This is a genomic window from Nonomuraea sp. NPDC051191 (assembly GCF_044455665.1).
Taxonomy (GTDB): Bacteria; Actinomycetota; Actinomycetes; order Streptosporangiales; family Streptosporangiaceae; genus Nonomuraea.
In genome coordinates this window covers 58434-77101 of sequence record NZ_JBITEZ010000025.1, presented here as the reverse complement: position 1 = coordinate 77101, position 18668 = coordinate 58434, and the positions used below count along the sequence as shown (strand labels likewise).

Sequence of the window (18668 nt, the reverse complement as noted above, 5' to 3'; positions counted from 1 at the left end):
ATGAGACACCTGAACGGCGTGGGCGCCGAGGAGCTGACCGAGCGGGTGCACGCCCTCCTCGCCGCCCCCAGGCCCTGGTCGGTCACCCAGGTCGGCGACCCCGTGCTGCGCCGGACGGCCGAGCCGTACGACGGCCAGCTCTCCGACGCCCTCCTGCGCGAGCTGCTGGACGCGATGTTCCGGCACCTGCCGGGCGTCGGCGTGGGCCTGGCCGCGCCGCAGGTCGGCATCCCGCTCGCGCTGGCGGTCATCGAGGACCCCGCCGAGCTGCCGCCCGACCACGCCGCCGAGCGCGAGCGTGCCCCGCAGCCGCCTCTGGAGCTGGTCAACCCGGTCGTCACGCCCGTCGGAGCCGGTTACCGGGCGTTCCACGAGGGGTGCCTCAGCGTGGAGGGGCTGACCGCCGTCGTCCCCCGGCACGCGCGGGTGCGGCTGTCGGCCCTGGACGGGGACGGCCGCCCGTACGAGACGGAGCTGTCCGGCTGGCCGGCGCGCATCGCCCAGCACGAGACCGACCACCTGAACGGCGCCCTCTACCTCGACCGCGCCGACACCCGCACGATCTCCACCACCGCCAACCACGAGCGTTTCTGGGCCCCCAGGCCCTGACGCCCGAGGCGGGGGTCACACGCTGCGGATCACCGAGACCACGATCCCCAGCACCACGGCCCGGTCGCCGTCGATGACGTCGTAGCGGGGGTTGCGCGGTTCGAGCCGGACGTGCCCGCCGCGCCGCCGGTAGACCTTCACGGTGGCCTCGCCGTCGATCATCGCGGCGACGATCTGCCCGGAGTGCGCCTCGGGCTGCTGCCGGACCACGACGATGTCGCCGTCGCAGATGGCCGCGTCGACCATCGAGTCGCCCCGCACCCGCAGGCCGAACACGGTGCCGCGGCCGGTGAGGTCGCGGGGCAGGGTCAGGGTGTCGTCGAGGTGCTCGTCGGCGAGGATGGGGGCGCCCGCGGCGATGTCGCCGACCACGGGGACGCTCACCAGCTCGCCGGACGGCTCCGGCGACGGCGGCCGCAGGAACAGCCGCACGTCGATCGGGCGGGTCATCGTCGTGCCGCGGCTGAGGAAGCCCTTCTCCTCCAGGCTCCTCAGGTGTCTGGAGACCGACGAGGGCGAGCGCAGCCCGACCGCCTGGCCGAGCTCGCGGGTGCTCGGCGGGTATCCGTGCCTGACCACCCAGTCGCGGATCGTGGCCAGGATGCGCTGCTGGCGTTGCGGCAGGGCCGAGAAGTTCAGGTACTCGAACGCGTCGTGGTCGTCGTAGGTGGTCACAGGGGAATGCTAGAGGGCGTCCGGGGGGCGGTAATCGCGTTGCCCCCGCGCCGCGGGACGTGTCAGGGTCGTGACTTCCTGGCGGTCGTGACGATCTTGGTGGTGCGGCATGAGGTATGCGGGGCCGGCCCTCGCGTTCGGGTCCTCGGCGTGTTTCGCGTTCTCGGGGCCGATGGCCAGGTACCTCGTCGCGGCGGGGCTGACGCCGATCGAGGCCGTGTGGGCGCGGATGACGGCGGCGGGGCTCCTGCTGCTGGCCGTGCTGGCCGTGGTCAGGCCGGGCGCGTTGCGCATCCCGCGGTCCAGGTGGCCGTTCTTCGCCCTGTACGCGGTCATGGCGGTGGCCGGGGTGCAGTCGCTGTACTTCGCCGCGATCACCCGTCTGCCGGTGGGGGTCGCCCTGCTGCTGGTCTACGTGGCCCCGGTGATGGTGGCGGCCTGGGTGCGGCTGATACGCAAGATCCGGCTCCCACGGGCGGCCTACGCCGGGGCGCTCGTCGCCCTGGCCGGCCTCGGGATCGTCGCCGAGGTGTGGCACGACCTCCGGCTGGACGCGCTCGGCCTGGCCCTGGGCCTGCTGGCCGCGGCGTGCTCCGCCGGATATTTCCTGATGAACGACAGCTTCGGGGACGACGTCGATCCGCTCGGGCTCGTCGCCTGGGGCATGGCGGGCGCGGCCCTGGTGCTCGTCCCGGTCGCCCGCCCGTGGGAGCTGCGATGGGCGGCGTTCACGGAGTCGGCCACGCCCGCGCCCGGGGCCCTGACGCTGCCCGTGCCGCTGGCCTTCCTGTGGATGGTGGTGGTCGCCAGCGTGGTCGCCTACATCCTGGGGGTGAACGCGGTGCGGCGGCTGTCGGCCGCGGTGGGCGCCACGGTGGCGTCGCTGGAGGTCATCGGCGGGGCGGTGGCGGCCTGGGGGCTGCTCGGCGAGGGCCTGGACGGCTTCCAGATCGCCGGCGGCGTGATCGTGCTGTCCGGCGCGCTCCTCGCCCAGACCGCGACCCGCCGGACCCCGACGACGGCCCAGGACGGCGACAAAGAGGTGACCTCCGGGGCGATGAAGTGCTGACACTACTGTAAGTAGTTAATTCACTACAGCGGGTATTTACAAGGGGAAGCAACGAGTGTCCCATCCCCGTCCCCGGAGAGGAGGTGGAGCGTTGCGTGTCCTGATCCAGCTCCGCCCCGCCCGTGAAACCGTCGAAGCCGTCCTCGACCCCGGCGTCACCGCCACGGTCGCCGACGTGGCAGGTGACCTGCCGGGAATCGTCCTGGACCAGGCGTTCGCCCCGCTGGCCCTGCCGCGTCCGCTGCCCGCCTCGCCCTCAGGCGGCCTGTCGTCGCTCAGCCGGCCGCTGGGCTTCTCCCTGTCGGCCGAGCACGCCAGCGTGCTCGTGCGCGGCGAGCTCTCCGACGACGACCTCACGTCCAGGCTGGCGCTGCTGTCGTCGTCCGTACGTGAGATCGTCGGCGTGTTCGCCGACCCCGCCATCCACCCCAACCTCACCTGCGCCGACACCGGCCCGGTCGGCGACTGGCACGACGTCGAACGGCTGCTGCACGCCTCCGACCTGCGCGCGGCCGGCTACGACGGCCACGGCGTCACCCTGGCGGTCGTGGACGGCGGCGTCAACGCCGACCACGTGAGCACCAAGCTCGGCCGTCAGGTCACCCTCGACGCCGGGCGCAGCTGGGCCCCGCCGGGCGTCACGCCCACGCCGGGGCGCTACCCGGTGGAGCACGGCAGCCTGTGCGCGTTCAACACCCAGATCGCCGCCCCGCGCTCGACGCTGCTCGACGTCGCCGTCCTGCAGAGCAGGAAGGGCACGGTCGAGGGCATGCTGTCCGACGCCGTGGCCGCCTACACCCATCTGCGCGGGCTCCTGGAGGCGATGCCGGCCGAGTCGCGCTCGCTGGTCGTCAGCAACAGCTGGGGCCTGTACAACCCGGAGCAGGACTTCCCGCCCGGCCACCCCGGCAACTACTCCGACAACCCGTCGCACCCGTTCAACGTCATGATCTCCAGCCTGGAGCACGCCGGGGCCGACATCGTGTTCGCGGCGGGCAACTGCGGACGCGACTGCCCGGCGGCGAGCTGCGGGTACACCGACATCGTGGGCGGCAACGGCCATCCGAAGGTGGTCACGGTGGCCGGGGTCGACACCCACGGCGAGCGCGTCGGCTACTCCTCACAGGGGCCTGCCCGGCTCGGCGACCACAAGCCCGACCTGGCCGCCTACACCCACTACACCGGCTCCGAGGCCAGTGGGCCCGGCACCCCCGACACCGGCACGTCCACCTCCTGTCCCGTCGTCGCCGGCGTCATCGCCGCCCTGCGCACCCGCCACCCGTCGACCAGGATCTCGCCCGCGCAGCTTCGCACGCTGCTCAACCGCACCGCCGAGGACCGCAGCACGGTCGGCTTCGACCATGACTACGGCTACGGCATCGTCAACCCCGCCGGCGTCCTGGCCGCGCTCCGCTCGCACCGCACCCGGGCCGCCTGACCCGCGACGGCGCCGCGCACCCGCCGACGAGACGGGTGCGCGGCGTCGCCGTCCACCGGGGAGGGCCGGTGGACGAACCGGTGGAGGAAGAGGTCAGCCGTGGTTCCAGACCGAGGAGATCCGGTCGTTCCAGCCGCTGGGGACGAGGGTCGGGATGTCGGAGAAGGGGGCGACGAGGATGGAGCTGCCGCCGAAGTTGATGTGCTCGTAGTAGCGGACCGTGCAGTTCGTGCCGCCCATGGAGCTGATGACGTCGTTCCAGTCGTGCAGGTGCAGCGGGCCGTGGTAGACGTCGGTCAGGTCGTTCAGGCCCCGGCGGGCGGGGCACCAGAGCCAGTCGCCGGCGTACTCCACGTGCTCGAACATCTGCACCTCGCCCTGCGTGGCCGGGCGCGGGTCCCGCAGCTGCGCCGAGGCCCACAGGGCGCCGTTGAGCGCGGTGTCGTCGGTGAGCGCGGTCAGGCGCTCGGGGTGGTAGAGGTAGGTCAGCGGGCGGCCGTCGAAGCGCGTCAGGTCGGCCGGGTCATGTTCGACGCCGTCCACGACCACCGCCATGGCGGGCGCGGGGTGGGTGACCGGCCGCGCGGGCGCGGGCTTGGGCCGGGTCAGCGCCCGGGCCGGGTCCATCGGCACGGGCTGGGCCGAGCGCGGCGCCCTGACCGCCTTGGCGACGAGCGCCTCCAGCGTGGTGATGCCGTGGTCGCGGAGGAGCGCCAGCACGTCGGCCTCCTCCAGGCCTCCGACGTGGTCGGAGAACTCCAGGAAGCGCTCGACCTGACGGCGGGCGGGGGTTGAGATCTGGGTCACGGGTGCCTCCCCTGATAGTGCTGCGTACTCCTTCATGGTCGGGTGGGGCGGCGGCCCGGACAGCCCCCCAGTGTTGGGGATGGCGTTCAGGTGGTGAAGGCGGCCATGAGCTCGTCGCGGCCGCTCGCACCGGTCTTGCGGAAAACCGCTTTGAGGTGGTCGTGCACGGTGTGTCCGGACAGGTCGAGCAGCCGGGCGATCTGCTTCGGCGCCGCTCCCCCGCACAGCAGGTCCAGGACGCCGCGCTCGCGTGGGGTGAGGGCGTACCAGTCGCAGAACGAGGGCAGCATCAACCCGCCCACGGCCGACTGGATCACCACGGCCACGTCGCCCGTGCCCTCCGCGTCCAGGGCCTGGGCCTCGACCGCGAGCCAGCGGCCGTAGCGGGCGGCGGGGGCGCAGATGATCGGCCGGGCGGCGTCCGCGCCGCGCGCGTGCTCGGCGGCGTCGGCGGCCAGGGCGGTGACGAACGTGTCGGCGAGCCACGCGTGCACGCCGTGCCGGTCGGGGCGGCGCAGCCAGTCGAGCCACACCCGGGCCTGCGGCGTCACGGCGCGGATCTCGCGGTCGGGGCCGACGACGATCACCCCGGCGGGCAGGGCGGGCACGGTGGGGGCGAGCGGGGCGGCGGTGACGTACCCGCGCAGCACGGTCATCAGGGCGGGGGCGAGCAGCGTCGCCCGGCGCAGGTCGTCCTCGGTGAACGGCGGGGCGTCGCAGGCGCGTACCAGCCCGAGCAGGCCCCAGACGCCGCCGCGCGCGTCACGCAACAGCAGCCGCAGCTCGCAGGAGGCGCCGCAGGCCGCGAACGCCCGCCGCGCCCCCTCCTCGGCCCCTGCCACCGCGACCGGCACCCGCAGCCGGGCCAGGGACGCGGGCCGGCAGGGGTCGCCGTGGGCGCGGCGGTGGGCGAGCAGGGAGACGGCGAGCTCGCGTTCGTACTGATGCCAGAAGCTGAACGAGCCCTGCCCGAGCCCGGTCGCCGGGCTGGTGCCGACCAGGCGCAGCGCGTCGTGCCGGAGCAGCGGGGCGATGGCGGCGGACACGGCGGCGCCGAGGTGCTCGGCGGCGATGCCGCGGTCCATCAGGGTGCGCACCTCGTGGACCACGCGGTCTTGGCATGAGCTCACGCGGCCAGGTCAGCACACCACGGCGCCGCCATGCAAGCGCAGGGTAGTCAGGCGACTACGCATCCGCCGCATCGCCGGTCGGTCCGAGCCGTCGCAGCTCGTCCCGCGTCAGGGTCAGGGCCGCCGCCCGCGCCGACGCCCGGACCGACTCCGGACGGCTGGCGCCCGGAATGGGGACGACGTGCTCGGAGTGGGCCAGGTGCCAGGCCAGGCAGACCTGTTGCGGGGTGACGCCGCGTTCCTCGGCCACCTCGTGGAAGGGGGTGCGCGGCGGGGCGGCGCCGGGGCCGTCCAGGGAGCTGCGGGCGATGCCGCCGAGGGGGCTCCACGGCAGGAAGGCGATGCCGAGGCGGTCACACAACCGCAGTTCGGGCAGGCTGTCGCGGTGCCGGGGGCTGTAGCGGTTCTGAACCGAGACGAGGGAGTCGCCGAGGACGGCCCTGGCCTCGTGGATCTGCTCGCAGGTCACGTTGGAGACGCCGGCCGCGCGGATGAGCCCCGCGTCGAGGAGGTCGCGCAGCGCGCCCACCGACTCCGCCCACGGGACGGCCGGGTCCGGCTTGTGCAGCTGGTAGAGGCCGATCGCCTCGACGCCCAGGCGGCGCAGGGAGCCCTCGCAGGCGGCCCTGAGGTGGTCGGGACGGCCGTCGACCGTCCAGGCGCCGTCGCCGGGACGGCCGCGCCCGCCCTTGGTGGCGACCAGCACACCGGAGGCGTCGCCGGGCCGGGCGGCCAGGGCCTCGGCGATGAGCTCCTCGTTGTGGCCGCGTTCGCCGGCGTGCCAGTGGTAGGAGTCGGCCGTGTCGATCAGGGTGATGCCCGCGTCGAGGGCGGCGTGCACGGTGGCGATCGCGCGGGCGCGGTCGGGGCGGTCCTCGATGGACAGCGGCATGGCGCCGAGGCCGACGGCGCTGACCTCGGCGGTTCCGATGCGGCGGGTGATCATGGTTGTTCGGCTTTCGGGGAGGAGGGCGGCTTCAGGAGGAGGTCGGTAGCGGGAGGAGGGCGGTGACGGCTTCCGGCAGCCACGTCGTGACGTCGGTGAACGGGAAGCCGAGCGCGGCGGCCCGGCCGTTGTCGAGGGCGTAGGAGCGGTCGAAGGAGAACGGCGAGGCCGGTTCGCCGCCGTCCACGACGCGGTAGGCGGGGACCGGCGAGCCGGTGACGGCGGCGATCTCCGCGCACAGGCCGGTGACGGTCGGCGAACCGTGGGAGGCGGCGTTGAGCGCGCCGGTGACGTCGGTCCCCGTGGCCGTCCAGTGCAGGAACGCGGCGATCTCCGCGTGGTGGACGAACGACGTCGGCGCCGGGTCGCGGTGCACGGCGACCGGCAGCCCGGCGCGTACGCGGTCCACGTAGTGGCGCAGGCGCCCGGTGAAGTCGGCGTCCCCGCCGCCCAGGACGTGGGCGCTGCGCACGGCGACGAACGGGAAGGCCGGGTCCCGGGCGAACACCGCCTCGGCCTGCCGCTTGCCCTCCGCGTACGCGCCCGCCTCGCCGAGCAGCCGGGACAGCTCGTCCGGCGACCCCCACGGCAGGCCCGGGTCCACCGGCCAGGACGCGGCCTCGACGACCTCCTCGCCGACCGGCGCCACGGCCGGCGGCCGGAGGGACGGCGAGGTGGCCGGGTCGTAGACCTCCATGGTGGAGGTCATCACGTACCGGGCGGCGCGCCCGGCGAAGACGCGGCGGGCGACGTCGGCGTGCAGCGGCGTGTAGCAGACCTGGTCCACGACGGCGTCGAAGGTCCGCCCGGCCAGGGCGCGGGCGAGGGCCGCCGCGTCCGCCCGGTCGGCGACGACGTGCTCGGCGCCGGACGGCGGCGCGGCCGAGCCCCGGTTGACCACGGTCACGTGGTCGCCGCCGTCGAGCAGCAGGCGGATCAGGCGGCGGCCGAAGTAGCGGTTGCCGCCGATGACGCAGATCTGTCGCATGCCGCCAAGACTGGCCCGGACGGGGTCAGCAGTGGTAGTGGTGACTTGCCGGCCTCGTGTTAAGGAGAACTGTTGATCGACGCCCATCGGCTCAGGGTGCTGCGGGAGGTGGCCGCGCACGGCAGCTTCAACCGGGCGGCGGCCGCGCTGCTGCTCACGCCGTCCGCCGTCTCGCAGCAGATCGCCGCGCTGGAACGGCAGCTCGGCACCGCCGTCGTCACCCGCAGCACCCGTGGCGTGGCCCTCACCGAGCCGGGCCGGCTGCTGGTGGAGACGGCCGAGACGATCGCGGCCGAGCTGCGGCACGCCCGGGAGCGGATCGACGAGCTGGCCTCCGGGCGCGGACGGCTGACCGTGGCCACGTTCACCAGCGGGGGCCGCGCGCTGCTGCCCGGCGTGCTGGCGCGGTTCGTCGCCGCCCATCCGCAGGTCGAGACGAACGTGGTCGAGCGGGAGCCGGAGGACAGCCTGCCGCTGGTCCGGCGGGGCGAGGCGGACCTGGCCGTCGCCTACCACTTCGCCGGGCCGCTGCCGGTGCTGCCCGGCGACCGTACGGGCCTGAGCTGGACGCCGCTGGCCGAGGACCCGCTGTCGGTCGCGCTGCCGGCCGCCCATCCGCTGGCCGGGCGGGCGTCGCTGGACCTGACCGAGCTGGCCGAGCAGCCGTGGGTGATCGGCTGCTCCAAGACGGAGGCGTTCCTGCGCGGCTACGCGGCGGCGGCCGGGTTCGAGCTGCGGGTCAGCGGCTCCACCAGCGACTACCACCTGGCGCAGGCGCTCACGGCGGCCGGGCTCGGCGTCAGCCTGGTGCCGTCCATCTGCCTGGCGCGCGGGACGCCCGGCCTGGCCGTCGTGCCGCTGAACCCGCCGCGTCCCGTGCGCTACATCGGGGTCGCCACCGCCCGGCGGCGCGACCACCCGCTGGTGCCGACCCTGGTCGAGTGGCTGCGCGAAGAGGCCGCGACGCTGGGCTGACAGCGGACCGGTTCTGTCGGCCGGTGCTGGCACAGTGTTCCCGGAAAAGCTTGCCGCACCGAACGGAGTGAGGTCACATGAGCCGCCACGTCCAGATCACCTTCGACGCCCACGATCCCAAGGCGCTGTCCACGTTCTGGCGCGACGCGCTGGGCTACGTCCATCCCGGCCCGCCCGGGGTCGAGCTGCCCGAGGGCGCCGACCCGCTGGCCGCGTGGGACGACTTCCTCGCCCGGGTCGGCGTCCCCGAGGAGGAGCGTGACACCAGGTCGGCCATCGAGGACCCCGACGGGCACGGCCCCCGGGTGTTCTTCCAGCGGGTGCCGGAGGGCAAGGCCGCCAAGAACCGCGTGCACCTCGACGTCCGGGCGGCTCCCGGGCTGCGCGGCGAGGAGCGCATGGCGGCGCTGGAGGCAGAGTGTGAGCGGCTGGTCGGGCTCGGCGCGACGCGGGTGCGGCGGCACGAGCCGGTGCCCCCGTTCGGCGGCGGTCACATCGTGATGACCGACCCCGAGGGCAACGAGTTCTGCCTCGACTAGCGCCGCCGCCCGTCCCTGTGGGACGAGGTGGGGTCAGTCGTCGGCGCACCTGCACGGCAGGGTCACCAGCATGCCCGCCTTGATGTGTGTCACCGTCTTCGAGCCGAGGCAGAAGCGGCAGCCGAGCTGCTCGGCGATCCACGGGTCGGACCACACCCTGTGCTCCCAGGCCGGCGGCGGCCCGCCGGGGGGCCTGCCGCCCCGCTCGGCGGGCTCGTCGGCGCCGCCCACCCGGCCGAGGCCGCCGCAGAACGTGCAGGTGAGGAACAGGTCCCCGAGCAGTATGCCGCGGGTGCCCTCGCATTCGGGGCAGGTGATCGGGTCCGTCACCTACGGCCCGTCCCGCTGCACGACTTGCACGACCTCCAGGTGGACTGCTGCTCCGACTCGCCGTTCCGGTCGATCCACTCGCCGCCCGCGCCCATGCAGGTGCCGCAGATCGGGAGCTCTTCCTGCTCGCCGTCGTTCGCCATACTCCGGACGGTAGCCGAGCGTGCGCGGGCTGTCTGTCGCTTGACGGAGACGGTCGCGCCGCCTGCCGTCCTCGCGGAACGGGACGCGGAAAGCCTTCGCCGGCGCCTGCGAAGATGACCTCATGACCAAGCTGACCGGACCGCAGATCGCACAGGAGGGGCTGGCCGGGTGGGCGTACCTGCTCGGCGCCCTGCACACCCGCCTCCGCACCGGGACGTTCGCGGCCGGGCTCGCGCTCGTCGACGCCATCGGGGCGGTGGCCGAGGAGATGGACCACCATCCCGACCTCGACCTGCGGTACACCCATGTCGACGTCCGGCTGACCAGCCACGACACGGGCGGGGTCACCGGCCGCGACGTGCGGCTGGCGCGCGCGGTCTCGGCCCTGGCGGCCGAGGCGGGGGTCGGCCTGGACTCCGCGGCCGTCTCCGTGCTCGACCTCGGCCTCGACACCCCCGCCCGGGACTCGATCCGGCCGTTCTGGGCGGCGGTGCTGGCGATGGAGCCCGACGCGGGGGGCGGCCTGCGCGACCCGGCCGGCGCGCTGCCCACCGTGTGGTTCCAGCAGTCCGGTGACGAGGAGCCCCGTCAGCGCTGGCACCTCGACGTGTGGGTGGAACCCGCGCAGGTCCGTCCCCGGATCGACGCGGCGGTGGCGGCGGGCGGCCGGCTGGTCCACGAGGAGGAGGCGCCGCAGTTCTGGGTGCTGGCCGACCCCGAGGGCAACCACGCCTGCCTGTGCACGTGGCAGGAGCGCGACTGACCGGCGGGAACGGTCAGCGGGGCCCGTCCGGCAGCGCGGCGCGGGCCCGGACGATGAGCTCGCGGGTGAGCGGCAGGTCCCTCAGACGGACGTCCAGCGCGTCCAGGGTGACGGCCAGGACGCGCACCGGCACGCCGCGCGCGGTCAGCACGTGCGCCATCCAGCCGGTGAAGGACGTGAACAGGCCGGGGTCGTTGACGTACGCGGCGGCCTTGAGGTAGTCGACGACGTACGCGACGTCCTCGGCGGTGTGCCCGGTCGGTTCCTGGCCCTCGGCGACGGGCGCGTGCTCGTCCAGCTCGTCCATGACGCCTCTGACCAGCTCCTGCGCCCGTTCGGTGAGCGCGGTGTACTCGGGGCCGGCCAGGTGCGGCCGCCGTCCGGCGCCCAGCCCCGTCATGGCCCGGCGCGGCGGCGGCCCGGCGTCGAGCAGGTCGGCGGCGGCCCGCGCGTCCGGCGCCCAGGCGTCGGCCCCGAGCAGGCGGGCGTAGCGGCCGTCGGGCCCGAAGGCGGCGCCACCGGCGAGCACGGGCGTGCCCGCCGCCTGGCAGGCGCTGATGGTGGCGTGCGCGGCGGGCAGCCGGGTGGCGATCGAGCTCGACAGCGCGACCGCGACCGGCGCGGTCCTGTGCACGTGCACGACCAGGTGCGCGGTGGGGACGTGCGCGCCCAGGTAGTCCACCTGCCAGCCGCGCAGCCGCAGCACCTCGGCCAGCAGCCGGGCCGGGAAGGTGTGCCACTCGCCGTCCACGCACGCCACGCTCAACCGCCCCCTGTCCGGCCCGGAACGGTGGCCGCGCACGGCCGGCTCGTGGGCCAGCACGGCGAGCACCCGCTCGTGGACCGCGGTCGCCGTGTGCTCCTGGGCGACGGTGAGCCGGTTGGCCGCCCAGTCCAGGCCCACGCGGGCCTGCGCGACGGCGACGACGTCGATGAGCAGGGTCTCCAGGGGCACGCCGGCGTCGAGGGCGGCCCGCGCGGCGTCGATCGCGGCGTACTCGTCGCCGGCCGTCGCCGCCGCCCGCAGCGTCTCGACGCAGCGCTCGATCTCGTTCTTCACGCCGGAGGACCGCCGTCCTGGCCGTCGGGCGGGCCGTCGGGCGCCTCGCGCGGCGCGCCGATGGCGACGATGGCGATATCGTCGCGCTCCCGCTCGCCGGCCCACTGCGAGGCGAGCATCTGGACGCGTTCGGCCAGGGCCGCGGCTGGCATGCCGGCGCACTGCCGCAGCTCCTCCCGCAGCCGGTCGTCGCCGAACAGCTCGTCGCCCAGCGGGCCGCCCCTGGCCTCGATGACGCCGTCGCTGTAGAGCAGGCAGGTCTCGCCGGGGTCCAGGAGCACCGTCTCGGTCACGCTGGTGATCTCCTCCAGCAGGCCGATCAGGGTGCCGCGGGTGAGGGCGTCCTCGACCCGGCCGTCGTTGCGCACGATCATCGGCGGCGGATGCCCGGCACTGGTCAGCCGCAGCTCCAGCCGCGGGCCGCGGCGCCCGACCCCGGCCAGCACGAGCGTGACGTACCGCGGGCTGGACTCGGCGAGCAGCACCTCGTTGAGCCGTTCCAGCACGCGCTGGTGGTCGTCGGCCAGCGGCAGCAGGGCGCGCAGCGTGTTGCGGATCTTGCCGGTGAGCACGGCGGCCTCCAGCCCCTTGCCGGAGACGTCGCCGAGGACCACCAGCGCCGTCCCGCCGGAACCGGCGACCGGGTGCACGTCGTAGAAGTCGCCGCCGACCAGCGCGCCGTGGCCCGCCGCCCGGTAGCGGGCCGCCACGTCGGCGACGTCCAGGTACGGCGTCATCGGCGGCAGCAGGTCGGCCATCAGCGTCTCGGTGACGGCCCCCTGCTCGGCGTACACGCGGGCGATGGAGATCGCCATGCCGGCGCGGGCCACGAACAGCCGCGCGAACACCTCCTCGGCCGGGGAGAAGCCGGTCGAGCCGCGCAGCAGGATCAGCGCGCCGGCGGGCAGGCCGTAGCCGGGCAGCGAGATCACCACCACCGAACGGATCCCGTCGTGCCCCTCGCCCAGCACCCAGCCGGGCGCCCGCTCGGGGTCGACCCAGCGGGCGGGCACCGGCGGGAAGGCCCGCAGCGCCTCGGCCAGGCCCGGCAGGTCCCGCGGATCGAGGTCCAGGTTCCTGCGCACGGCCTCGCCGCCGGCGTCGTAGTAGGCGACCTCGTACCGGCGGCCCAGCGGGACGACGACCCGGGCGGCTTCGGCGAGGTGCGTCACGGCCAGGCGGGCGACCGCCTCCAGGCAGCGGTCGAGGTTGAGCGAGGACAGCAGCTCGGTGGCGGCCGCCACCATGGACGCGGCCGAGTCCCGCTCGGCCCGCAGCACCTCCATGGCGTGCTCCCGTTCGGTGACGTCGACCAGCCACCAGGTGACGCGGTCGCGGCCGGCGTGCACGGGATGAGCTTCGAACACCCGCTCCCCGACCGGCCCCCGGACGGGCCGGGGCTCGCCCTCGGCGTCGGGCGTGCTTCCGGCGCCGGGCGGGGCGGCCAGGCGGGCGCAGAGTTCGTGGTGGGCGCGGGCGAGCCACTCCGGCCCGATCCGCGCCACGCCGCCCAGCAGCGACCGGGCGGCGGCGTTCGCCCGCTCGACGGCGCCCGAGGCGTCGGCGACCAGCATCGGGTACGGCGTGTCCTCCCCCAGCATGCCGATCGCGCCCCGTTCGTGATCACCTACGTGACTGTCACTCTACTGACGTGACCTGCACGGCTTTCCCGATGCCGAATCGTTTTTGTCGCATTTTTAGCCGCAGCGCCCCGGCGCGACACGATCCCCGTCCCGGCTCCGGACGCGTTTGCGGCAGCAGTGGCCGGGTGGTCTACGGTCTGATCGTGCTCGCCTCACATCATGCCCCCCGCGCGGCCGCGGCCGGAGGGAACGCGTCATGAGACATCAGCGGCTGACGGGCGTCTTCCTGTCCCGGTTCCACCACCCGGCGCAGGTCATCGCCACCGGGTTCGCCGCCTTCATCCTGACCGGCACGGCCCTGCTGACCTCGCCGATGGCCACGGCCGACGGCGAGCCGGCCGGCTGGCTGACCGCGCTGTTCACCGCGACGTCCGCGGTCTGCGTGACGGGCCTGGTCGTGGTGGACACCGCCACGCACTGGTCGGTGGCCGGGGAGGTGGTGATCGCCGGGCTGGTCCAGGTGGGCGGCCTGGGCATCATGACGATGGCCACGCTGTTCACCGTCCTGGTGGCGGGCCGGCTGGGGCTGCGCGCCCGCATGTTCGCCCAGGCCGAGACGAAGACGCTGAGCATGTCCGACGTGCGGCGCGTGGTGCGTAACGTGGTCATCTTCAGCCTCGTGTCCGAGCTGATCGTCGCCGCGCTGCTCACCGCGCGCTTCGTCACGGGCTACGGCGAGCCGCTGGGCCGCGCGATGTACCTGGGCTGGTTCCACGCGGTGTCGGCGTTCAACAACGCCGGGTTCGCGCTGTGGCCGGACAACATGATGCGCTTCGTCAGCGACGCGTGGATCTGCCTGCCGATCGCGCTGGCGGTGGTCGTGGGCGGGCTGGGCTTCCCGGTGGTGTTCGAGCTGGCCCGCGCCTGGCGCCGGCCCAGCCGCTGGTCGGTGCTCACCCGGGTGACCGTCGGGGTGACGCTCGTCCTGCTCGCGGTGGGCACACTGATCTTCCTGGTGACCGAGTGGCGCAACCCCAGGACGCTCGGCGGGCTCGACGACTCCGGCAAGCTGCTGGCCGCGTTCTTCACCGGGGTCATGCCGCGTTCGGGCGGGTTCAACAGCCTGGACATCGGCCAGCTCTACCCGAGCAGCCTGCTCGCCACCGACCTGCTGATGTTCATCGGCGGCGGCAGCGCCGGCACGGCGGGCGGCATCAAGGTCACCACGTTCGGGCTGCTGGTGTTCATCATCTGGGCCGAACTGCGGGGAGAGCCTCGGGTGAACATCGGCCACCGGCGCCTGGCCGAGTCCGCGCAGCGTCAGGTCATCTCGATCACGATGATCGGCGTCGTCCTGGTCGCCGTCTCGACCTACCTGCTGCTCGCCATCACTCCCCACAGCCTGGACCAGGTGCTGTTCGAGGTCGTCTCGGCGTTCGGCACGAATGGGCTGTCCACCGGCATTACCTCCCAGGCCACGCCGGCCGGACAGGTGCTGCTGGTCGCGCTGATGTTCATCGGGCGCATCGGCCCGCTCACACTGGGTTCCGCGCTCGCCCTGAAGGAGCGCACCCGTCGGTACGAACTACCCGAGGAACGTGTCATCGTTGGCTGACAAGAAGACAGACCCCGTCGTGGTCATCGGCCTGGGCCGGTTCGGCACCTCGCTCGCCCTGGAGCTCACCCGGCGCGGCACCGAGGTCCTGGCCATCGACAACCGGCCCAAGGTCGCCCAGAGCCTGGCCGGGCAGATCACCCACATCGCCACCGCCGACTCCACCGACCTGGAGACGTTGCGCCAGCTCGGCGTGCCCGACTTCTACCGGGCGGTCGTGGCCATCGGCGGCGACCTGGAGGCCAGCATCCTGACCACGTCGCTGCTGATCGAGCTGGAGATCGACGACATCTGGGCCAAGGCCGTCAGCCGCCAGCACGGCCGGATCCTGGCGCGGATCGGCGCCCATCACGTCGTCTTCCCCGAGCACGACATGGGCGAGCGGGTGGCCCACATGGTGACCGGCCGCATGCTGGACTTCATGCAGGTGGACGAGAACTTCGCGATGGCCAAGACCCGGCCGCCCAAGGAGTACATCGGGGTGCCGCTCGGCCGTTCCAACCTGCGCCGCAAGCACGGCGTCACCGTGGTGGCGGTCAAGAGCGCGGAGGAGGAGTTCACCTACGCCGGTTCCGACACCGAGCTGGGCTACGGCGACGTGATCATCGTCTCCGGCCGTACGGAGGACGTCGAGCGCTTCGCCGACCTCACGTAGCCGGGCGGTCGTCGGGGGGCGGTCGTCGGCGGGGCCCAACGGGGCGGGCCGATGTTGGCCGGTGCGACAGGCCCGTCCGCGTCGTGGTTCACGATGATGGGCGGTCCGTCCGACCGGAGGCTGCCATCATGACACCACGCCGTACCACGTCCGACCGGGCCCGCGAGGCCGCGATGATCGACGACATCGAGCGGCTCGTACGCTGCGAGTCCCCGTCGGGCGACCTGGCCGCGGTCGCCCGCAGCGCCACGACCGTCGCCGACGTCGGCGCCGCCCGCCTGGGGGCCGCGGCCGAGCGCGTCGTCATCGGCGGGCGCACCCACCTGCGCTGGCGGTTCGGCGGCGAGCCGCGGGTGCTGCTGCTCGGCCACCACGACACGGTGTGGCCGGTCGGCTCGCTGGAGCGGCACCCGTTCGAGGTGCGCGACGGCGTGCTGCGCGGGCCGGGGTGCTTCGACATGAAGGCCGGGCTGGTGATGGCCTTCCACGCGCTGGCGGCGCTGGACGACCTGGACGGCGTGACCCTGCTCGTCACCGGCGACGAGGAGCCCGGCTCCCCCACCTCGCGGGAGCTGGTCGAGGAGGAGGCGCGCGGGTGCGCGGCGGCGCTGGTGCTGGAGGCCGCCGGGCCGGGCGGGGCGCTGAAGACCGAGCGCAAGGGCGTCTCCCGGTACGAGGTGCTGGTGCGGGGCCGGGCCGCGCACGCCGGGCTGGATCCCGAACGCGGCGTGAACGCGACGGTCGAGGTGACCCACCAGATCGCGGCCGTGGCGGCGCTGGCCGATCCCGCGCTGGGCACGACCGTCACCCCGACCCGCCTGGAGTCGGGCACCACGGTGAACACCGTGCCGGCGCGGGCCCGGTTCGACGTGGACGTACGGGTCAGGGACGCCGCCGAGCAGGACCGGGTGGACGCGGCGATGCGGGGGCTGCGGCCGGTGCTGCCCGGCGCGGGCGTCACGGTCGGCGGCGGGCCGAACCGGCCGCCGCTCCCGGCGTCGGCGTCGAAGGACCTGTTCGAGCGGGCGTGCCGGCTCGCCGAGGCCCTCGGGATCGGGCCGCCGGCCTCGGTCGCCGTCGGCGGGGCCTCCGACGGCAACTTCACCGCCGGGGCCGGCACACCCACCCTGGACGGCCTGGGCGCGGTCGGCGGCGGCGCCCACGCCGACGACGAACACGTTCTGGTCGCCGAACTGCCGGGCCGCACCCGCCTGCTGACCGCCCTGGTCGCCGATCTGCTGACCGCGTAGCGGTGACCCCCCCTTGTCCGGCCGGACGAATCCGGCGCCGCCGCCCGGTGCTCGCCGACCAGCTACGGGACGAGAGCGGCTGCGACCATGACCGGCGTGACTGATCTCATCCGCGACCGTCGCGACTCCCGGCCCGTCGAGGCCGCGTGCGCCGCGGCGCAGGCCGCCGCCGACGGCGCGGGCATCGACATCCGCCCCCTGGACAGCGTCGGCGAGCTGGAAGCCGTCCGCCGCCTGTACGAGCACATCTGGCGCACCGGCGAGAACAACCCGCCGGTGACGGCCGACCTGCTGCGCGCGATGTCGAAGGCGGGCAGCTACGTGAGCGGCGCGTTCGACGGCGGCCGGATGGTGGGCGCCTGCTTCGGCTTCTTCTCCCCGCCGGCCCGCGCCGCCCTGCACAGTCACATCGCCGGCGTGCTGGCGGGCATGCAGGGCCGCAACGTCGGCTTCGCGCTGAAGCTGCACCAGCGCGCCTGGGCGATGCGGCGCGGCATCGGCGAGATCTGCTGGACCTACGACCCCCTGGTACGCCGCAACGCCTACTTCAACCTGGCCAAGCTGGGCGCCACCCCGTCCGAGTACCTGCCGAACTTCTACGGCCCCATGGACGACGACATCAACCGCGCCGACGACACCGACCGCGTCCTGGTCAGCTGGCGACTGGAGACGCCCGCCGTCGAGGCGGCCTGCGCGGGCCGTCCGGCCCGGACGGACGCGGCGGCGGCCCGGACGGCGGGCGCGGCCGTGGCGCTGGAGGCGTCCGCGGCGGGCGGGCCGCTGACCCGGTACGCCGGCACGCCCACCGTCCTGGTCGGCGTGCCCGGCGACGTCGAGGCGATGCGCGAGAGCGACCCGGCCCGCGCCGCCGACTGGCGCAGGGCGCTGCGGGACGTGCTGGGCGAGCTGCTCGACGGGGGCGCCCGGGTGCGCGGCTTCGACCGTACAGGCTGGTACATCGTGGACAGGCAGGAGACGGAATGAAGATCACCGCAGTCGAGGTCCGCACGGTGGAGATGCCGCTCGTGACGCCGTTCCGCACGTCGTTCGGCACCGAGACGGTACGGCAGGCGGTGCTGGTGCGCGTCGTCACCGACGAGGCCGAGGGCTGGGGCGAGTGCGGCGCGGGCACGGCCCCCCTGTACTCCTCGGAGTACACCCACGCCGCGGCCGACGTGCTGACCCGCTTCCTGGTCCCGGCGCTGGGCGGCGTGGCGGACCTGGACGCGCACAAGGTCGCCCCGGCGCTGGCCGCGTTCAAGGGGCACCGGATGGCCAAAGCCGCGCTGGAGACCGCCGTCCTGGACGCCGACCTGCGCGCCCGCGGCGTCCCGCTGGCCCACGCGCTCGGGGCGGTGCGCGACAGCGTGCCGTGCGGGGTGTCGGTGGGCATCACCGGGTCGATCCCGGCGCTGCTCGACGCCGTCGCCGAGTACCTGGACGCGGGCTACCTGCGGATCAAGCTGAAGATCGAACCGGGCTGGGACGTCGAGCCGGTCCGGGCCGTGCGCGAGCGGTTCGGCGACGTCCCGCTCCAGGTGGACGCCAACACCGCGTACGGGCGCGGCGACCTGCGGCACCTGGCCGGGCTGGACCCGTTCGGCCTGCTGCTGATCGAGCAGCCGTTCGCGCAGGACGACCTGATCGGGCACGCCCGGCTGGCCGAGCGCATCACGACGCCGATCTGCCTGGATGAGTCGATCGTCTCGGCCCGCGCCGCCGCCGACGCGATCGCGCTCGGGGCCTGCCAGGTGGTGAACATCAAGCCGGGCCGGGTCGGCGGCCATCTGGAGGCCAGGCGGATCCACGACGTCTGCGCCGCGCACGACGTCCCGGTGTGGTGCGGCGGCATGCTGGAGACCGGCGTGGGGCGGGCCGCCAACGTGGCGCTCGCCGCGCTGCCCGGGTTCCTGCTGCCGGGCGACACCTCGGCGTCCGACCGCTACTACCGGACCGACCTGACGCCGCCGTTCCGCCTGGTGGACGGGCACCTCGCGGTGCCGACCGGCCCGGGGATCGGCGTCGCCCCCATCCCGGAGGTCCTGGAGGAGGTCACCGTCGCGAAGACCTGGGTGCCGATGCCGTCCTGACC

Annotated in this window: 20 protein-coding genes; 11 read left to right on the top strand and 9 right to left on the bottom strand. The window is 74.3% G+C overall.

The annotated features are described in order from the left end of the window. The gene (locus tag ACIA8R_RS47285; protein ID WP_397044457.1) at positions 1-609 is read left to right on the top strand and encodes a peptide deformylase; all 609 of its coding nucleotides are present in this window, start codon (positions 1-3) and stop codon (positions 607-609) included. A 15-nt stretch (positions 610-624) separates the two neighbouring features. On the opposite strand, the gene lexA is transcribed toward ACIA8R_RS47285, so the two are convergent. Continuing rightward, on the bottom strand, positions 625-1284 hold the full coding sequence (gene lexA / locus ACIA8R_RS47280; RefSeq protein WP_357695458.1) for a transcriptional repressor LexA: 660 nt from the start codon (positions 1282-1284) through the stop codon (positions 625-627). Positions 1285-1393: 109 nt separating this feature from the next. Between lexA and ACIA8R_RS47275 the strand changes: the two genes are divergently transcribed. Then, positions 1394-2353: an EamA family transporter gene (locus tag ACIA8R_RS47275; RefSeq protein ID WP_397044455.1), complete on the top strand. Its 960-nt coding sequence runs from the start codon at positions 1394-1396 to the stop codon at positions 2351-2353. A gap of 91 nt (positions 2354-2444) precedes the next feature. After that, entirely contained in the window at positions 2445-3791 is a 1347-nt protein-coding gene (locus tag ACIA8R_RS47270; protein ID WP_397044453.1) for a S8 family peptidase, read from the top strand. Positions 3792-3884: 93 nt separating this feature from the next. On the opposite strand, the gene ACIA8R_RS47265 is transcribed toward ACIA8R_RS47270, so the two are convergent. From ACIA8R_RS47265 to ACIA8R_RS47250, 4 genes are all read right to left on the bottom strand, one after another. Further along, positions 3885-4598 (bottom strand): hypothetical protein, encoded by a 714-nt coding sequence (locus tag ACIA8R_RS47265; protein ID WP_357695452.1) that lies wholly within the window; start codon positions 4596-4598, stop codon positions 3885-3887. Between the two features lie 86 nt (positions 4599-4684). After that, positions 4685-5728, bottom strand: a complete 1044-nt coding sequence (locus ACIA8R_RS47260; protein ID WP_397044451.1) for a LuxR C-terminal-related transcriptional regulator — start codon at positions 5726-5728, stop codon at positions 4685-4687. Positions 5729-5783: 55 nt separating this feature from the next. Then, the gene (locus ACIA8R_RS47255) at positions 5784-6674 is read right to left on the bottom strand and encodes an aldo/keto reductase (RefSeq protein ID WP_397044449.1); all 891 of its coding nucleotides are present in this window, start codon (positions 6672-6674) and stop codon (positions 5784-5786) included. Positions 6675-6705: 31 nt separating this feature from the next. Further along, positions 6706-7662, bottom strand: a complete 957-nt coding sequence (locus ACIA8R_RS47250; protein ID WP_397044447.1) for an NAD-dependent epimerase/dehydratase family protein — start codon at positions 7660-7662, stop codon at positions 6706-6708. Positions 7663-7734: 72 nt separating this feature from the next. Between ACIA8R_RS47250 and ACIA8R_RS47245 the strand changes: the two genes are divergently transcribed. Beyond that, positions 7735-8637 (top strand): LysR family transcriptional regulator, encoded by a 903-nt coding sequence (locus tag ACIA8R_RS47245; RefSeq protein WP_357695444.1) that lies wholly within the window; start codon positions 7735-7737, stop codon positions 8635-8637. A 77-nt stretch (positions 8638-8714) separates the two neighbouring features. Then, a complete protein-coding gene (locus ACIA8R_RS47240) occupies positions 8715-9176 on the top strand; it encodes a VOC family protein (RefSeq protein ID WP_397044444.1) in 462 nt (153 codons plus the stop codon). 33 nt (positions 9177-9209) lie between these two features. Here the strand turns inward: ACIA8R_RS47240 and ACIA8R_RS47235 are convergent, their stop codons facing one another. Further along, positions 9210-9506 (bottom strand): hypothetical protein, encoded by a 297-nt coding sequence (locus ACIA8R_RS47235; RefSeq protein ID WP_357695440.1) that lies wholly within the window; start codon positions 9504-9506, stop codon positions 9210-9212. Beyond that, a complete protein-coding gene (locus tag ACIA8R_RS47230) occupies positions 9503-9649 on the bottom strand; it encodes a hypothetical protein (protein ID WP_397044442.1) in 147 nt (48 codons plus the stop codon). The genes ACIA8R_RS47235 and ACIA8R_RS47230 overlap by 4 nt, the downstream gene beginning before the upstream one ends. 122 nt (positions 9650-9771) lie before the next feature. On the opposite strand from ACIA8R_RS47230, the gene ACIA8R_RS47225 reads away from it, so the two are divergent. Next, positions 9772-10413 (top strand): 4a-hydroxytetrahydrobiopterin dehydratase, encoded by a 642-nt coding sequence (locus ACIA8R_RS47225; protein WP_364096813.1) that lies wholly within the window; start codon positions 9772-9774, stop codon positions 10411-10413. A 13-nt stretch (positions 10414-10426) separates the two neighbouring features. Here the strand turns inward: ACIA8R_RS47225 and ACIA8R_RS47220 are convergent, their stop codons facing one another. Together ACIA8R_RS47220 and ACIA8R_RS47215 are read right to left on the bottom strand one after the other, a co-directional pair. Next, a complete protein-coding gene (locus ACIA8R_RS47220) occupies positions 10427-11473 on the bottom strand; it encodes a B12-binding domain-containing protein (RefSeq protein WP_397044440.1) in 1047 nt (348 codons plus the stop codon). Continuing rightward, the gene (locus ACIA8R_RS47215) at positions 11470-13074 is read right to left on the bottom strand and encodes a PP2C family protein-serine/threonine phosphatase (protein WP_397044438.1); all 1605 of its coding nucleotides are present in this window, start codon (positions 13072-13074) and stop codon (positions 11470-11472) included. The genes ACIA8R_RS47220 and ACIA8R_RS47215 overlap by 4 nt, the downstream gene beginning before the upstream one ends. Positions 13075-13312: 238 nt before the next feature. Between ACIA8R_RS47215 and ACIA8R_RS47210 the strand changes: the two genes are divergently transcribed. The 5 genes from ACIA8R_RS47210 to menC all read left to right on the top strand — a co-directional run bounded on the left by ACIA8R_RS47210 (position 13313) and on the right by menC (position 18666). Next, positions 13313-14671, top strand: coding sequence for a TrkH family potassium uptake protein (locus tag ACIA8R_RS47210; RefSeq protein ID WP_397044436.1), 1359 nt, complete (start codon positions 13313-13315; stop codon positions 14669-14671). Further along, positions 14664-15326 (top strand): TrkA family potassium uptake protein, encoded by a 663-nt coding sequence (locus tag ACIA8R_RS47205; protein WP_357695428.1) that lies wholly within the window; start codon positions 14664-14666, stop codon positions 15324-15326. Before ACIA8R_RS47210 ends, ACIA8R_RS47205 begins: the two co-directional genes overlap by 8 nt. 128 nt (positions 15327-15454) lie before the next feature. After that, entirely contained in the window at positions 15455-16576 is a 1122-nt protein-coding gene (locus ACIA8R_RS47200) for a M20 family metallopeptidase (RefSeq protein WP_397044434.1), read from the top strand. 96 nt (positions 16577-16672) lie between these two features. Then, positions 16673-17560: a GNAT family N-acetyltransferase gene (locus ACIA8R_RS47195; RefSeq protein ID WP_397044432.1), complete on the top strand. Its 888-nt coding sequence runs from the start codon at positions 16673-16675 to the stop codon at positions 17558-17560. After that, positions 17557-18666, top strand: a complete 1110-nt coding sequence (menC, locus tag ACIA8R_RS47190; protein WP_357710672.1) for an o-succinylbenzoate synthase — start codon at positions 17557-17559, stop codon at positions 18664-18666. Before ACIA8R_RS47195 ends, menC begins: the two co-directional genes overlap by 4 nt. Positions 18667-18668: the final 2 nt, after the last annotated feature.

What these genes read in the sequence shown, in the direction of transcription:
- ACIA8R_RS47230 (WP_397044442.1), bottom strand. Translation starts at nt 9,649, where the DNA reads ATGGCGAACGACGGCGAGCAGGAAGAGCTCCCGATCTGCGGCACCTGC.
- ACIA8R_RS47275 (WP_397044455.1), top strand. Translation starts at nt 1,394, where the DNA reads ATGAGGTATGCGGGGCCGGCCCTCGCGTTCGGGTCCTCGGCGTGTTTC.
- ACIA8R_RS47240 (WP_397044444.1), top strand. Translation starts at nt 8,715, where the DNA reads ATGAGCCGCCACGTCCAGATCACCTTCGACGCCCACGATCCCAAGGCG.
- ACIA8R_RS47250 (WP_397044447.1), bottom strand. Translation starts at nt 7,662, where the DNA reads ATGCGACAGATCTGCGTCATCGGCGGCAACCGCTACTTCGGCCGCCGC.
- ACIA8R_RS47215 (WP_397044438.1), bottom strand. Translation starts at nt 13,074, where the DNA reads ATGCTGGGGGAGGACACGCCGTACCCGATGCTGGTCGCCGACGCCTCG.
- ACIA8R_RS47200 (WP_397044434.1), top strand. Translation starts at nt 15,455, where the DNA reads ATGACACCACGCCGTACCACGTCCGACCGGGCCCGCGAGGCCGCGATG.
- ACIA8R_RS47210 (WP_397044436.1), top strand. Translation starts at nt 13,313, where the DNA reads ATGAGACATCAGCGGCTGACGGGCGTCTTCCTGTCCCGGTTCCACCAC.
- ACIA8R_RS47225 (WP_364096813.1), top strand. Translation starts at nt 9,772, where the DNA reads ATGACCAAGCTGACCGGACCGCAGATCGCACAGGAGGGGCTGGCCGGG.
- ACIA8R_RS47255 (WP_397044449.1), bottom strand. Translation starts at nt 6,674, where the DNA reads ATGATCACCCGCCGCATCGGAACCGCCGAGGTCAGCGCCGTCGGCCTC.
- menC (WP_357710672.1), top strand. Translation starts at nt 17,557, where the DNA reads ATGAAGATCACCGCAGTCGAGGTCCGCACGGTGGAGATGCCGCTCGTG.
- ACIA8R_RS47285 (WP_397044457.1), top strand. Translation starts at nt 1, where the DNA reads ATGAGACACCTGAACGGCGTGGGCGCCGAGGAGCTGACCGAGCGGGTG.